Origin of the sequence: Terribacillus sp. AE2B 122 (genome assembly GCF_902497585.1) — a bacterium.
Taxonomy (GTDB): domain Bacteria; phylum Bacillota; class Bacilli; order Bacillales; family Amphibacillaceae; genus Terribacillus; species Terribacillus saccharophilus_A.
The window spans coordinates 491004-504992 of record NZ_LR700942.1 but is presented as its reverse complement, the minus strand read 5'-3'; the positions used below and the strand labels follow the sequence as shown (position 1 = coordinate 504992).

General features: G+C 45.0%; 20 protein-coding genes. 2 read left to right on the top strand and 18 right to left on the bottom strand.

What is annotated here, in order from left to right; genetic code table 11:
* Nucleotide 1: 1 nt before the first annotated feature.
* The 8 genes from resA to AE2B122_RS02595 all read right to left on the bottom strand — a co-directional run bounded on the left by resA (nucleotide 2) and on the right by AE2B122_RS02595 (nucleotide 5882).
* Nucleotides 2-535, bottom strand: a complete 534-nt coding sequence (resA, locus tag AE2B122_RS02630) for a thiol-disulfide oxidoreductase ResA (protein WP_095217948.1) — start codon at nucleotides 533-535, stop codon at nucleotides 2-4.
* Between the two features lie 56 nt (nucleotides 536-591).
* A complete protein-coding gene (locus AE2B122_RS02625; protein ID WP_095217949.1) occupies nucleotides 592-1332 on the bottom strand; it encodes a pseudouridine synthase in 741 nt (246 codons plus the stop codon).
* A 64-nt stretch (nucleotides 1333-1396) separates the two neighbouring features.
* Nucleotides 1397-1930: a spore maturation protein gene (locus AE2B122_RS02620; RefSeq protein WP_095217950.1), complete on the bottom strand. Its 534-nt coding sequence runs from the start codon at nucleotides 1928-1930 to the stop codon at nucleotides 1397-1399.
* Nucleotides 1927-2520: a nucleoside recognition domain-containing protein gene (locus tag AE2B122_RS02615; RefSeq protein WP_095217951.1), complete on the bottom strand. Its 594-nt coding sequence runs from the start codon at nucleotides 2518-2520 to the stop codon at nucleotides 1927-1929. The genes AE2B122_RS02620 and AE2B122_RS02615 overlap by 4 nt, the downstream gene beginning before the upstream one ends.
* Nucleotides 2514-3569: a D-alanyl-D-alanine carboxypeptidase family protein gene (locus AE2B122_RS02610; RefSeq protein WP_095217952.1), complete on the bottom strand. Its 1056-nt coding sequence runs from the start codon at nucleotides 3567-3569 to the stop codon at nucleotides 2514-2516. The genes AE2B122_RS02615 and AE2B122_RS02610 overlap by 7 nt, the downstream gene beginning before the upstream one ends.
* A 101-nt stretch (nucleotides 3570-3670) precedes the next feature.
* Nucleotides 3671-4528 (bottom strand): superoxide dismutase, encoded by an 858-nt coding sequence (locus AE2B122_RS02605; RefSeq protein ID WP_371809485.1) that lies wholly within the window; start codon nucleotides 4526-4528, stop codon nucleotides 3671-3673.
* Between the two features lie 45 nt (nucleotides 4529-4573).
* Nucleotides 4574-5146 (bottom strand): SMC-Scp complex subunit ScpB, encoded by a 573-nt coding sequence (scpB, locus tag AE2B122_RS02600; protein WP_095217953.1) that lies wholly within the window; start codon nucleotides 5144-5146, stop codon nucleotides 4574-4576.
* On the bottom strand, nucleotides 5130-5882 hold the full coding sequence (locus AE2B122_RS02595; protein ID WP_095217954.1) for a segregation/condensation protein A: 753 nt from the start codon (nucleotides 5880-5882) through the stop codon (nucleotides 5130-5132). The genes scpB and AE2B122_RS02595 overlap by 17 nt, the downstream gene beginning before the upstream one ends.
* A gap of 137 nt (nucleotides 5883-6019) precedes the next feature.
* Here AE2B122_RS02595 and AE2B122_RS02590 point away from each other — a divergent pair, with 137 nt between their 5' ends.
* Nucleotides 6020-6100: a YjcZ family sporulation protein gene (locus AE2B122_RS02590; RefSeq protein WP_038561009.1), complete on the top strand. Its 81-nt coding sequence runs from the start codon at nucleotides 6020-6022 to the stop codon at nucleotides 6098-6100.
* 48 nt (nucleotides 6101-6148) lie between these two features.
* Here the strand turns inward: AE2B122_RS02590 and AE2B122_RS02585 are convergent, their stop codons facing one another.
* Nucleotides 6149-6502 carry a GNAT family N-acetyltransferase gene (locus tag AE2B122_RS02585; RefSeq protein ID WP_095217955.1) on the bottom strand — a complete coding sequence of 118 codons (354 nt, stop codon included), beginning with the start codon at nucleotides 6500-6502 and terminating at the stop codon, nucleotides 6149-6151.
* A gap of 351 nt (nucleotides 6503-6853) precedes the next feature.
* Here AE2B122_RS02585 and AE2B122_RS02580 point away from each other — a divergent pair, with 351 nt between their 5' ends.
* Nucleotides 6854-7294: a peptidylprolyl isomerase gene (locus AE2B122_RS02580; RefSeq protein ID WP_038561014.1), complete on the top strand. Its 441-nt coding sequence runs from the start codon at nucleotides 6854-6856 to the stop codon at nucleotides 7292-7294.
* 35 nt (nucleotides 7295-7329) lie between these two features.
* Here the strand turns inward: AE2B122_RS02580 and lysA are convergent, their stop codons facing one another.
* The 9 genes from lysA to AE2B122_RS19075 all read right to left on the bottom strand — a co-directional run.
* Entirely contained in the window at nucleotides 7330-8628 is a 1299-nt protein-coding gene (gene lysA, locus AE2B122_RS02575) for a diaminopimelate decarboxylase (RefSeq protein WP_175073007.1), read from the bottom strand.
* A gap of 159 nt (nucleotides 8629-8787) precedes the next feature.
* A complete protein-coding gene (locus AE2B122_RS02570; RefSeq protein WP_095217957.1) occupies nucleotides 8788-10263 on the bottom strand; it encodes a spore germination protein in 1476 nt (491 codons plus the stop codon).
* Nucleotides 10256-10819: a stage V sporulation protein AE gene (locus AE2B122_RS02565; RefSeq protein WP_095217958.1), complete on the bottom strand. Its 564-nt coding sequence runs from the start codon at nucleotides 10817-10819 to the stop codon at nucleotides 10256-10258. Before AE2B122_RS02565 ends, AE2B122_RS02570 begins: the two co-directional genes overlap by 8 nt.
* 7 nt (nucleotides 10820-10826) lie before the next feature.
* On the bottom strand, nucleotides 10827-11177 hold the full coding sequence (gene spoVAE, locus AE2B122_RS02560) for a stage V sporulation protein AE (protein ID WP_095217959.1): 351 nt from the start codon (nucleotides 11175-11177) through the stop codon (nucleotides 10827-10829).
* A gap of 2 nt (nucleotides 11178-11179) precedes the next feature.
* The gene (spoVAD, locus tag AE2B122_RS02555; protein WP_095217960.1) at nucleotides 11180-12190 is read right to left on the bottom strand and encodes a stage V sporulation protein AD; all 1011 of its coding nucleotides are present in this window, start codon (nucleotides 12188-12190) and stop codon (nucleotides 11180-11182) included.
* Between the two features lie 5 nt (nucleotides 12191-12195).
* A complete protein-coding gene (gene spoVAC, locus AE2B122_RS02550; RefSeq protein WP_095217961.1) occupies nucleotides 12196-12657 on the bottom strand; it encodes a stage V sporulation protein AC in 462 nt (153 codons plus the stop codon).
* A gap of 16 nt (nucleotides 12658-12673) precedes the next feature.
* Nucleotides 12674-13090, bottom strand: a complete 417-nt coding sequence (locus AE2B122_RS02545) for a stage V sporulation protein AB (RefSeq protein ID WP_095217962.1) — start codon at nucleotides 13088-13090, stop codon at nucleotides 12674-12676.
* Nucleotides 13071-13694 carry a stage V sporulation protein AA gene (locus AE2B122_RS02540; RefSeq protein WP_095217963.1) on the bottom strand — a complete coding sequence of 208 codons (624 nt, stop codon included), beginning with the start codon at nucleotides 13692-13694 and terminating at the stop codon, nucleotides 13071-13073. Before AE2B122_RS02540 ends, AE2B122_RS02545 begins: the two co-directional genes overlap by 20 nt.
* A gap of 113 nt (nucleotides 13695-13807) precedes the next feature.
* On the bottom strand, nucleotides 13808-13989 hold a 182-nt coding region (locus tag AE2B122_RS19075; RefSeq protein WP_254593395.1), incomplete at its 5' end, for a sigma-70 family RNA polymerase sigma factor.

Sequence of the window (13989 nt, the reverse complement as noted above, 5' to 3'; positions counted from 1 at the left end):
CTCAAGGCACAATCTCATCCACATATTCCTCCAGCCGCTCCGTCTCTAACGGACCATAAACCGTCCTGCTGACTGTTCCGTCAGCGGAGATGAAAAACGTAGCCGGCAACGCATCTACTCCATATGCTTCCATCACTTGTCCATTATCCAATAAGATTGGAAAGGACAAATTATACAGATCCAGGAAACGCTCAATAACAACGCTGCTTTCGTCCACATTGACAGCAGCAAAGATTACATCCTTATTTTCATATGTATGGGATGCCTTTTCAAATAAAGGCATTTCCTGCTTACAAGGCTCGCAATAGGTTGCCCAAAAATTGACTATAACACCTTTGCCGCGCTTTTCGGATAGCTTGAATTCCTGACCTGTCTGTAAATCCTTCAGCATGAAATCAGGAGTCTGCTGTCCTGCTTCCACTTTTGACGCCTTCCCTTCTCCCAACAGCTGCCAGCATGCTATCAAAACAAAGCAAGCCAGTATGGCAAGCACAGTCAGGCGTACAATGAAGCGCCGTTTACGAATAGGTGTCACGTATCCTCACCTCTTTGCCAAGTATAGCACGTCCGCCGGCTGCCAATTTTGACAAATTATTTACGATTTTCTTTGTATTCCTGTTTAATGCGATGTACTTCTTCAGGAGTCAGCTTACGATACGCACCTGGCTGAAGCCCTTCAAGTGTTAAGAAACCGTATCTTTCGCGCTTCAGCTTCTGAACAGGAAATTGAATTCTCTCCATCATTTTCCTCACCTGACGGTTACGTCCTTCATGAAGGATAATTTGAACGAGGCTCGTATTCTTCTTTCTATCAGCGCTCATCAGCTTCGCATAGACAGCTTTGCATTTATGCCCGTCTATCATAATGCCTCGTTTCAGCTGTTTCAGCTCTTCGGGGGAAGGTATGCCCTTAACTTTGGCAACATATACTTTGTCAATCTTCTGGCTTGGATGCATGAGCATGTTGGCAAATTCTCCGTCATTCGTCAAAAGCAACAAGCCTGATGTATCATAATCCAGACGGCCGATCGGATAGACTCTTTCCAACACATCCGGCATTAAATCAAGCACAACTTTCCGGTCTTTCTCATCCTGTACGCTTGAGATGACACCGCGTGGCTTGTACAGCATATAATAGACTGATTTTTCCTTTTCAAGCGGTATACCATTTACCTCTACGGTGTCTCTATCGGTTACTTTTATGCCAAGTTCCTTTACAACCTTGCCATTAACCTTAACTTTGCCTTCCAAAATCATCGTCTCTGCTTTTCTTCTTGATGTAATGCCACTGTGGGCGATTACTTTCTGCAGGCGTTCTGCTTGTTTATCCATGTACTGATCCTCACTTTTTATCATCAGGAACAAAAGAAAGAGCGTTAACGGTTGTCAACGCCTCTCATGCTCCGAATATAATCGTTACTACTATGATTGAAGCCATTATACCAATAACATCAGCTAACAGTCCAACTTTTAATGCATCTCCCATCTTCCGGATACCGACAGCACCAAAATAAACTGTCAGTACATAAAAGGTCGTATCCGTACTCCCCTGAAGAACCGAAGCCAGCCGGCCAATGAAGGAGTCAGGTCCATGGGTCGCAATCAGCTCGGTAGTCATCCCGAGTGCGGCTGTCCCGCTGATCGGCCTTACAAGCGCCAGAGGGACAATATCAGCAGGCATTCCGATAAAACTCAAAAAAGGCGTAATCAGACCGATTATGGCATCCAATGCACCAGAAGCCCGAAGAATCGCAATCGAGACAAGCATCCCTAGCAGAAAAGGGAGAATCGAGATAGCCAGACCGATGCCTTCCTTGCCGCCATCTACAAACAGTTCGTAAGTCGGCAGTCGTTTTGCTGTGGCGATAGTTAGTACGACAAGGATGAGACAAGGAATGATCCACATGCTGGCGGTCGCAAGCAGACTCATAGATGACGCTCCTTCCGTCGCCTGATTTCATAGAAAAGCCGATCAATCAGAATGGCTCCGATGAATGAGATGATAGAAGCCAGCAAAGTTGCGCTGACAATCTCAGTTGGTGATTGCGAATCATATTTCATCCGAACAGCAAGCACTGTCGTAGGAATAAGCGTCAAACTCGATGTGTTAATTGCAAGGAACGTAATCATGGAACGGCTTGCTTTCGGACTGCCGCTGAGCTTTTTCATCTCTTCCATCGCTTTGATTCCCATCGGTGTCGCAGCGTTTCCTAAACCAAAGAAATTGGCAGTCAAGTTGGACAGGATATATCCCATTGCCGGGTGATCCTTCGGAATGTCCGGAAATAATCGAGCAATGAATGGCTTAGCCAGCCGGACTAGACCCTTTAAAAGTCCGGCGGCTTCTGCTATTTTTGTGATTCCGAGCCAAAATACCATCACACTAATCAAACTGATGGCAAGCACAACTGCGTCATCTGCACTTTTGAAGATAGCTTTATTTACTTCATCCATCGTGCCATTGATCATGGCATAAATAATGCCGCCGATCGCCATGATTGCCCATATATAGTTCACCATAAGCGGACACCAGCCAGCTCATCAAAAAGTTGCTTTGTAGAACCAGCTAGCGTCGGTGTCTGCGGGACTGCGAAAATTGGCACTGTACCGATTTTCTTTTCGTTCAAATAATAAACATCGGCACCAATCTGCTGGTTTTCCTTTTGCTTGTCCTCTTTCAGGAGCTGGGTCATAGTATGCGCTTGTTTCTTTTCCTGCTCGGAAAGCGGATAAATAAGGGACGTGCCTGTTTCAGACTGTTTCAGCTTGGTAAGCTCATATTCATCGAATCCCCATTCAAAAAGATTCATATGATCACGCCAGTCATCCGGGTCGTTTATCGTGACAACAACCAGTTCCATTCCATCTTTTTCTGCAGTACTAACAAGTGTCCGGCCCGCCTTTTTCGTATAGCCTGTCTTACCGCCGGTAGAGTAATCATAATAACGCGTGAGCATCTTATTTTTATTGCCCCAGGCATACAGCTTAGAATCGGCTTTGTATGTTTTCGTCCCGCTGATCTTACGGAAGGTCTCATTTTGCATGCTATACTTCGTTAATAATGCCATGTCATATGCGGAGCTTTGATGTGTTTCGGTATCCAGACCGTGCGGATTATCAAAATGAGAATCCTGCATGCCAAGCCATGCTGCTTTCTCGTTCATCAAATGCGTAAATCCTTCTTCACTGCCGCCCACATGCTCAGCTATGGCTACGGCTGCGTCATTTCCGGATCGAAGCATCAGCCCGTATACAAGATCTTTCAACGGTATTTCCTCTCCTTCCTCCAGGTAAATGGAGGATCCCTCTGTATATACTGCATTTTTACTGACATGGACTTCTTCATCCATCTTGCCTGATTCAATAGCGATGATAGCGGTCATGATTTTTGTGATACTGGCGATCCTTTTCGGATCAGATGCATTTTTTTCATATAAAATCCTGCCCGTAGAAAGCTCCATCAGGATAGCAGCATCTGCAGATACTCCAGGTTTGGCGGCCGCTTGCCCTGGCAGGAGCATCGCACAGAGGATTATAACTATCATTACAACCAGAACGCGCTTGAACATGTTTCAAACCCTCCCTTAGTCATCTATCATCAGTGTATGCACAGAAGACAAGCTTATGAACAAGTGAAAGACCCCTATCCATATGGATAGGGGTCTTTCACTCAGAATGGCGCCCAGTTCACTTGCTTGGCAGTTTGAAATCTTTGTGTCACATTCGCCCAATTGACGACGTTCCACCAGTTTTCCACATACTGCTTCTTTTCTGTTTTATATTGCAGATAATAAGCATGCTCCCACATGTCTAAGACTAATAAAGGAATTGTATCTGCCAAACTGAAAAATTGATGCTTTTCAAGTGTCTGAATAGCCAAGTGTTGTGACCTCGGCTCCCAGACAAGGATAGCCCAGCCGACTCCTTCGACACTGTCTGCAGCCTTGGAGAACATGTCCTTAAACCTCTGGAAGGATCCAAAATCTTTTCGGATCTGCTGCGCGAGCTGTCCGGAAGGTTCTCCGCCGCCATTAGGCGACATATTGTACCAGAAAATCGTGTGAAGGAAATGACCAGAACCATGGAAGGACTGCTCTCTTAAATAATGCTTATAGTCCGAGCTTGTTTTGTTCCCTCTATTCACGTACAGCATTTCCTCTGCTTTATTCAGTCCATCGACATAGGATTGATGGTGTTTTGTATAATGCAGTTTCATTATCTCTCTGCTTATGTGCGGCTCTAATGCATCAAATCGGTAAGGAAGTGGCGGCAGTCTATGCTGACCCCATCGGACACTATTCTGACGACTGACCTGCTCCGCTCGGGCTGCTAATCTCTCTGCATCCTGACGAAGTTGTAACACAGCTTCCTGTGAAATAGTTTCTGCAGATGATAGCGTCTGCTGCAGGTTATGCTGCAGTTCACGTAGATCAGGTTCCCATTCCTCTAAAGCCTCTCCTGCATGTTCTTGCATTGCCTTACTCCATTCTAACAATGCTTCCAGATAATTTCTGCTGTTCAAGATCACTCACCTCGCCCTAGCATATGTACCCGTACAGCTAGGGGAATCTTGTCAATCCGATTCGGCTGGAAAATCTTCGAAGAACAGATCTGCTGCTCCTTCAGGGTCATCGGTTCCTTCCGGTAAAGGAGGCAGGTCATCCAATGTATGTAAACCAAAGTAAGCAAGAAAAGCAAGTGTCGTAACATATAAGATCGGTCTTCCGATGCCTTCCTTGCGGCCGCTCTCTTCTATAAAGCCTCTGGCAACAAGTGTCTGAATCGGCCTCTCGCTCTTAACACCGCGAACTTCCTCAACCTCGATTCTTGTGATCGGCTGTTTATATGCTATGATTGCCAGCGTCTCAAGGGCCGCTTGCGATAGCTTGCTGTTTTGCGGAGAATCCAGCAGTTTACGATGATAAGCTGCATGCTCTGATTTTGTTGTCAGATGGTAGGCACCTTTCATTTCCATAATAGATAGACCGCGGTCTGGAGATTCGTAGGCCACCCTAAGTGCTGCCAATTCCTCTTCAACTTCTTTTTCTCCTAATTCCAATGCATGCATAAGCTGTTTCTTTGTCAAACCTTCATCGCCGGCTGCAAACAACAGCCCTTCCAGAATACTGTTATACGGTACTTCCATCTTGCATCCCCATTTCAAATACGATTAACTCATCAAAATGCTGTTTTTGCTTGCAGAAAATTTGCTGTTTTTTCATCAATTCTAATATAGCCATAAAGGTGACGACAATGTGCTGCTTTGTTCGTTCCGGGAATAATTCAAAGAAATCGACCCCTTCTTTTCTGGCTTTAAGAGAATGCAGTACCTCTCCCATTCGATCTTCCAGCAAAATTTCTGCACGCTGGATTTTCGTATCGAGCGGCTGGCTCCATTCTCTTCGGCGAAAAACACGCTGCAAGGCAGCTACCATATCATAGACCGTAACTTCACCTGGCTCGAGCGGTTTCAATTCCGGTTTATCCGGAAGCGGTGCTGGCGGTCTTGTATAAAGCTTGTCAGCAGACAGCTCTTTTTCTTTTAATTCTTCCGCTGCTTCCTTGAACTTACGATATTCAATCAAGCGATTCATAAGCTCATCTCGAGGATCTTCCTCCTCCATTGCGGCTTCTTCATCGAGTGCTGCTTGATTCGGCAGAAGCAGCTTGCTTTTCATTGCAAGAAGCGTTGCCGCCATCACTAAATATTCACTGGCAATGTTCAATTCCAATTGCTGCATCGTATGTATATAGTGCATATATTGCTCGGTGATCACTGCCACCGGAATGTCATAGATATCGATTTCATATTGGTTAATCAAATGCAGGAGCAGATCAAGCGGGCCTTCAAACCCATCCAGTTTCACACTGTATCCTTGCATATAATCTCCTCCTTCCGAAAAAAGTTCACTACCGCCCATACCCTGACTTAATTCCCGACATACCTTATACCGTAGGATAAATGTTCAGACATCCTGGCTTTTATCTGAGTCACATTTTATAAAGGAGGAATTTCACCATGGGTAGCTACGGCGGAGGATTTGCTTTGATCGTTGTGCTTTTCATTCTTCTAATTATCGTAGGTGCTGCTTGGCTATAAGCCGAGCGCATAAAGAAAACCAGCCTTCTTAGGAGGCTGGTTTTTATTTTAAGCTTCTGTTTCGCATTTCTCAAGGAAATTCTTTGTTTCATCCGTCGCAGTGACTTGATGCATAGGCGAATACATGTTACGTAACTCACAAACCATCTGCTTGCCGATGCCATTGCCTCGGTGAGATGGATCGACCGAAATATGTTGCACGATGGCCTTATCCTCATCGATCACGACTCCCAGTGCCCCGAGGATATCATCTTCATCTTTCCAAAGAAACAAGTGCCAATTCGGATTGTTATTGTATTCCTGAATTGTCTGCTGCAATTTTTTTACTTCTTTTACATCGGGCATAAAAGATAAAAGTCCCATTGCGATTTTTTCCATTGACTTCTTGTATCGTATTAGCATAATAACCCCTCATTAAGAAAATAACTTTCCGATCAAGGACAGAAGGAATAAGCAGCTTGCTCCCATCATGACCCAGAAAAGCACCTTCTCTTGTTTGTCACTATCCTGCAACTGTGTTCAACTCCTGCCGTACGTAGTCTTATTTAAAACCTATCTACGTTTTTTGTCAACTTTACTTTCACGCATTTTCCCCATATACTTACTCCCGGACTACAACAAAGAATTCTATGGTAGTTTCTCCTACATCCCTCGCTCCATACAAAGGATAGAAGCAGAATCTGGCGAGAGTGACGGTTTATGTGGTAGAATCATCACGAGTACATACTCATTTTAATCTAGGAGGACAAGCAAATGGCTAAAAAAGGTTACATCCTAATGCTGGATGGCGATAAAATTGAATTCGAACTATATCCGGAGGAAGCACCAAACACAGTAGCGAACTTCGAGAAGCTCGCGAACTCCGGTTTCTATAATGGCGTAACGTTCCACCGCGTTATCCCAGGCTTCGTGAGCCAAGGTGGCGACCCGACTGGCACTGGCGCTGGCGGCAGCGGTACAACAATCAAATGTGAAACAGAAGGAAACCCTCATAAGCATGAAGCCGGCAGCTTGAGCATGGCGCATGCAGGTAAAGATACAGGCTCCAGCCAGTTCTTTATCGTACACGAGCCACAACCGCACTTGAACGGTGTTCATACTGTATTTGGTAAAGTAACTTCCGGTTTGGAAATCGCTCGCAACATGAGAAACGGCGATACAATGGAAACTGTAGAAGTTTTCGACGAAGAATAAAAAAATCCTGTATGCATCATGCATACAGGATTTTTTTATTCATAAGAAAGATCAAGCCTTGTTAGTTCCTCAGCTTCTTCTCTTCTGACGACAAGTCTATCGACTCCATTTTCGACAAAGACAACCGCTGGTCTGCCAAAGCGGTTATAGTTGTTTGCCATCGCGTAACCGTAGGCGCCGGTACTGAAAACTGCGAGCAAGTCTCCAGCCTCTGCTTTTGGTAAATCGATATCCCAAATCAGCATATCTCCTGATTCGCAGCATTTACCGGCAATGGAGACTGTTTCTATTGCTTTCTCATCTGCACGATTAGCAATTTTAGCCTCATAAACAGCTTTATAAAGTGCTGGACGAAGATTGTCCGTCATCCCACCATCAACAGACACATATTTACGTACACCAGGAATCTCTTTAACAGAACCGATCGTATAAAGCGTTACTGCCGCATTCCCAACAATTGATCTCCCTGGCTCAATCCAGATTTCCGGCATCTCAATTGATGCTTCCTCGGCCTCCGCTTTGATTCGTGTTACCAATGCATGGATATAATCTGACAATGGAAGCGGTTCGTCGTTCTCCGTATAACGGATACCAAAGCCGCCGCCTACATTAAGTACTGCAGGTTCATAACCAAAATCATTCTGCCATGCTTTAATAAGCTCGAACAGCCTGCCTACTGCCATCAGAAATCCATCGGTTTCGAATATCTGGGAACCGATATGACAATGCAGCCCCTTCATTCTGATCACTTCGCTATCCTTTACCTTACGAAACGCTTCCTCAGCTTGTCCATTACTAATATCAAAGCCGAATTTTGAATCCTCATTGCCTGTCAAAATATAATCATGTGTATGTGCTTCGATGCCCGGCGTAACACGCAGCAGGATATCCATCTGCTTTCCTTGTTCCTTCAATACCGCTTCCAATAAGGCAATTTCATGGAAGTTATCCACAACCACACAGCCGATGTCATGCTTTACAGCCATTGAAAGCTCTTCATAGCTCTTGTTATTGCCATGCAAGTGAATTTTTTCAGTCGGAAAGCCGGCTTTCAATGCAGTATGCAGTTCTCCGCGGGAAACTACATCCAAGCTGAGTTTTTCCTGCTTCGCTACCTGCACCATTGCGACCGAAGAAAAAGCCTTGCTCGCATATGCGACTTGAGCTTTGACTCCCAATGTTTCAAACGCCTCGACAAATGCCTTAGCATTTTTCCGGATAACGCCGACATCGTACACAAATAATGGTGTACCATATTTTTTGGCTAATGTGACGGCATCTACTCCGCCTACTTCCAAAATGTGCTGATCATTTACTACAAAAGGGTGCTGCATACAATAACCTCCAAACAACGGCTTCATCGGATAAGGCATAAAACAAAGCCCATCTTTCCGCATAGGAAGAAGATGAGCTTTCGCTTCACACGCTACACTACCCGTACTGTCGTAAAAAATAGATAGAGTAAACGTACCATATTCTCATTTTTCTAGCAACTAAGAATTCGGCGCTCTTGTTTTATCTGGAGAGTTGGTAATGGTGGGACGATATTTTGTCAACGGAACCGGTGTCCGGTAAGCAATCTCCAGAAGTGCTTTCATATTGAAAGGAATGAACGGCCACATATAAGGTGTGTTAAGTGATTTTGTCCCTACAAGAATCAAGATGGCTAAAGTGATGCTGATGACGAATCCCGGAACCCCGAAAATTGCTGTTGCTACGAGGAAGAATATTCTTGTTATTTTGTTTGAAACACTAAGCTCGAAGCTAGGCGTAACAAATGAACCGACAGCAGAAACCGCTACATAAAGAATTACTTCTGGCGTGAACAAGCCTACGTTAATGGCAATCTCACCGATCAGGACAGCTGCGATAAGACCCATTGCCGTGGATAGCGGCGTAGGAGTATGAATTGCAGCTAGTCTGAGGAATTCTATACCAAGATCTGCAAGGAGGACTTGCAGAAATAATGGTATATGTCCGTCATCCTTATTGGGACCGATAAAATCGATGCTTCCTGGCAGCAATTCCGGATGAACTGTGATCAGATACCAAAACGGCAGGAGGAACAATGATACAAAGATCCCTGTGAGACGGACCCAGCGTATGAATGTTCCAGGCGCTGGTGATTCTCTGTATTCCTCGGCATGCTGCAAATGGGAAAAATAAGTCGCCGGTGTAATGATAACGCTAGGTGACGTATCCACAATAATAAGGACATGCCCTTCAAAAAGGTGAACCGCGCCAATGTCCGGACGTTCGGTGTATCTGACAAGCGGGAATGGTCTATTGCCTTGTTTTACAAGATATTCTTCCACAGATTTATCAGACATCGGAAGTCCGTCGATCTCGATTTCCTTCAATTCTTTTTTAATAAGCTTTACTAAATTTGGGTTAGCAACGTCTTCGATATAAGCGATACAAATATCTGTCTTTGATCTTTCTCCTACCTGCATCATTTCCAGTCGCAGCCGTTCATCCCGAATCCTTCTGCGCGTCAAGGCAGTGTTGATGATAATATTTTCCGTATATCCATCCCGCGGACCGCGGATGACCTTCTCCGTGTCTGGCTCCTCCGGCTGTCTGCCCGGATAGGACCTTGTGTCGACAACAAAAGCAAAATCACAGCCGTCCATGAATACGACAATTAATCCTGAAAGGAATTGATCGACACAATCATCGATGCTTTCTGTCCGCTTCACTTGCATGTGTACCAGTCGGTTTTCAATGATTTCGGAAACTTTGTTAGTATTTCTTTCGTCATCATTGATACTCATCAATTTCGAGAGCACACGCTGTACGACTTCTGCATCAGCAAGTCCAGTGGTGTAGTAGATTTCTACTTTTTTCTTAAGAATGATCAAGGTGCGGTGACCAACGTCGAAGGAGACACCGACACCAACACGCTCTTTCATAAACTCATTTACATCATCGACCTTTGCTGGTATGGGCATTTTTTGCTCATCAGCCATTTCTGCTTCCCTCCCTTTCTAGGATGATACGAAGCGCTTGTTCTGTAATTGGGGAGCCGATTTCGATCGCATCTTTTCCGTGCATCTTTCCGATATCTCCGATTGCCACGACTAAAGGAATATCCAGCTGGTCAAGCAGGTACACCGTATCGCCGTTGATACGGCCGATTTCCTCTGTAATGACCCCTTCTTTATCTACACCAAATGGCTGCAGCTCCCCATCCTGATCAATAGAGAAGTTGACGCGGCTCCATTCCCGGTTTTGCGTATGAGCCGCAACCGCTAATGCACCAATAACGTTGATTTCGGGATCATCTGAAATCGTCTGAAGCAGCATTTCACCGCTGCCTACACCCGGTACACCTCCATCATCGAGAAGGACATAAACCGGTTCTGCTTCAGCTGCATGGATAGCATCGACCATAGATTTAGCCTCCACTGTCATCGGATTATCAGCCAAATAAGATAGAGACGTCCCGCCTATTTTCTTAGCTAAATGGTCGATTGTTCGCTTTGCATAAGCGTCTCCGTCTGTAATCAGAATTACTCTCTTCATAAAGGGTTCATCCCCTTGGCTTAAAGATTACAGACACTAGGAACCCGAAAAGAATAGCGGCAGCGATCCCTGCAGATGTCAGCTGGAACATTCCGAGTGCAATGCCCCAAAAACCATGTTTGTCAGCTTGTTCCATTGCACCGTGAAGGAGGGAATGTCCAAAACTAGTGATGGGAACCGAAGCACCGGCACCTGCGAAAGAAAGTAAGTTATCATACAAGTCGAATCCATCCAGTACACAGCCTAGAACTACAAAGGTACTCATCACATGTCCAGCATCCAGTTTAGCAACATCTAAAAGCAGCTGACCGAGAACACAAATCAAGCCGCCGACTACAAATGCCCAAAAAAAGTCCATGCTTATCCCTCCTCCCTTACGAGTACGACACTATGTGCGATAGCTGGTATCGATTCCTTTTGACGTATCAGTGTTGGGTTCATTAATGCACCAGTTGCGGTAACAAGTATCCGTTTGTAGGTCCCTTTCCGCATCTCATCCAAAAGATGGCTATACGTCACAATGGCGGAACAGGCTGTACCGCTGCCCCCGGCGAGCATTCCTTGATCACTGTTATAAAGCAAGTTGCCGCAATCCTTATGTACGGCATCAATATTGATTCCATCACTCCGGAGCATATCCTTTAGGATAGGAGAACCAACGCTCGATAAGTCACCAGTAACTATTAGATCATAATCAGCAGGTGTACGGCCAAAATCGCTCAAATGCCGCTTGATCGTGTCATATGCTGCCGGAACCATTGCGCTTCCAAGGTCAAATGCGTTCGTTGCACCGAAATCGACTACCTTACCGATCGTTGCTCCCTCAATCCGGATTTGACTCTTTTCACGGCTTACTAGTGCACATCCAGCTCCAGTGGCTGTACTAGTTGCTGTAGCTGGTTTCTGATTACCGTATTCGGTTGGAAAACGGAATTGACGCTCTGCTGTTGCGTTGTGGCTGCAGACAGCCGTCAAAATGCGATCTGCCACTCCTGCATCGACCAATTGAGATGCTACAGCCAGCGTTTCCATACTAGTGGAGCAAGCTCCGAACATACCGAGATAGCTCATATCCATGTCACGTGCTGTGTAATTGGCACTCACATTCTGGTTCAGAAGATCTCCAGCAATGAACATATCAATATGTTGCTGCTTCAAACCAGCTTTCTCCAACGTTATTTGGATAGCATCCTGCAAGAGCTTTCTTTCTGCCATTTCCCAATTATCTTCACCGCAATATAAATTATCATAAGATTTATCGAAGGAATCTCCTAATGGACCTTTTGATTCCTTGGGTCCTACACTCGTACCTGTTTCTTGAATATAAACCTGTTGATTCAGCGTCCAGGATTGCTTGCCTAATTTCACCATTTTCTTTATCCCCCGATCAGCTGGTTGAATATATATCGGATAATGCCGACAATATAAGCCGACGTAACCCCGAATACAATGACACTGCCAGCAAGTTTAAACATATTGGAACCCACACCGAGCACATAACCTTCCGATTTATATTCCAAGGCAGCGCTTGTCACAGCGTTAGCGAATCCTGTTACCGGCACTGCTGATCCTGCCCCGGCAAATTGCGCGATCCGATCATATACACCAAGTCCTGTCAATATCGCAGATATAAGGATTAATGTTGTGACAGTAGGCGTTCCAGCCTCCTGCTGGGACATATCAAAGACTTGCATGTAAAATTTAGTTAGCAGCTCTCCAATGAGACAGATAAAACCGCCGACTAAGAAAGCTTTTAAACAATTTCTGACGTATGGGACTTTCGGATAATACGTTTTTGCTGTATCGGTGTAATTTTCTTTCTTGAACTTGGAATCCATGATGTCACCTCTTTAGTTAGTAGGAAAGTAAAAGCCATTGGAACAAGGATCCGGTGATTTTCCCCAGGACGATTGCCATAAAGAACCAGATCAGACTACTATCCAGACCAATTCGTCTAGTCAGGATCGGGAATACATTCAGCACCTCTGTCAAAGCTGCAGCAAGCATTCCGACGAATATACCATGCAAAAGACCCCAAAGCGTGATCAGAAGAGTCGGCGCATGAAAATGAAAATAGTGGAAGGAAAGAATTGTTCCGGCGAAAGCGCCGGCAGTGACACCTGCTTCATATGAAATCAGGAAATTCTGTGTCTTGCTAAGCTGCACCAATCTCGGAATAATACCTAGTACAGTCAGAAAAGCAACAAATCCTGCTCCAGTTGCAAGCCCGGCACTGAGCCCGATCAGCAGTTCAACTGTGGCGATCCACATGCTGCTGTTCCAATTCGTTTTCGTGATAAGCTACATAAACATCCATATCACGCTGATATTTGTGCATCTCTACCTCCAGAGGGCTAGGCTCTTCATTCAAACGCTTCTTGAATACATGGTTGAAAAAGAGAATCATTCCCACTCCGATGCCAATGCTGTACGGAATTTGCAGCCAAAGCGGATGCACAAGCCTTTCTCCAGTCAACAGAAAGTGAATCTGCTGCTGCACCGGCTCCATCGCAACATCGAAATGAAAATTCATGATCGTCATTGCCGACCCTATGAACAAAAGCAGCCAGATGAGAATGACGAGAGGCCATACAGTGCGTTTCTTTGCATGCTGGACATGGACAATCGTTTGTTCCGCGCCGATCAGCTGCAGTTCATGCTCCGGGAAGAGCTTCATCAGCTGCTGAAATACCGAGAAACAATCGAGGACAACGATATTGCTGTCTTTTTTAGTTATACGGTAGATAACGGTGTCGAGCATGCGTTCCTTATAATCTCCAGCATTCGCGATATGAGCGATATCTTTGAGCTTGATCACGGATTCTGGAGAAATAGTGATCTTCCGGATGAACCGGATATATACAATAGCTGGCATAATACACCTCTCCTCCTATGAAGAAGGGTTTCTGTACTTAGTATGGGAAAAGCACAGGAAAACATGCTGGTAATTACAGGCAATAAAAAAAGCTTCTGCACGATGTGCAGAAGCTACTTTTCCAGCTGTTCTTTTATACTAGCCAAAATTTTCTTTTCAAGACGGGAAACCTGGACTTGGGAAATACCGAGCCGTTCTGATACTTCAGATTGCGTTTGATCTTTGTAAAACCGCAAGTACACGATCAGCCGCTCTCTTTCACCAAGTGATTGAATCGCTTCTTGTAAGGCAAGTT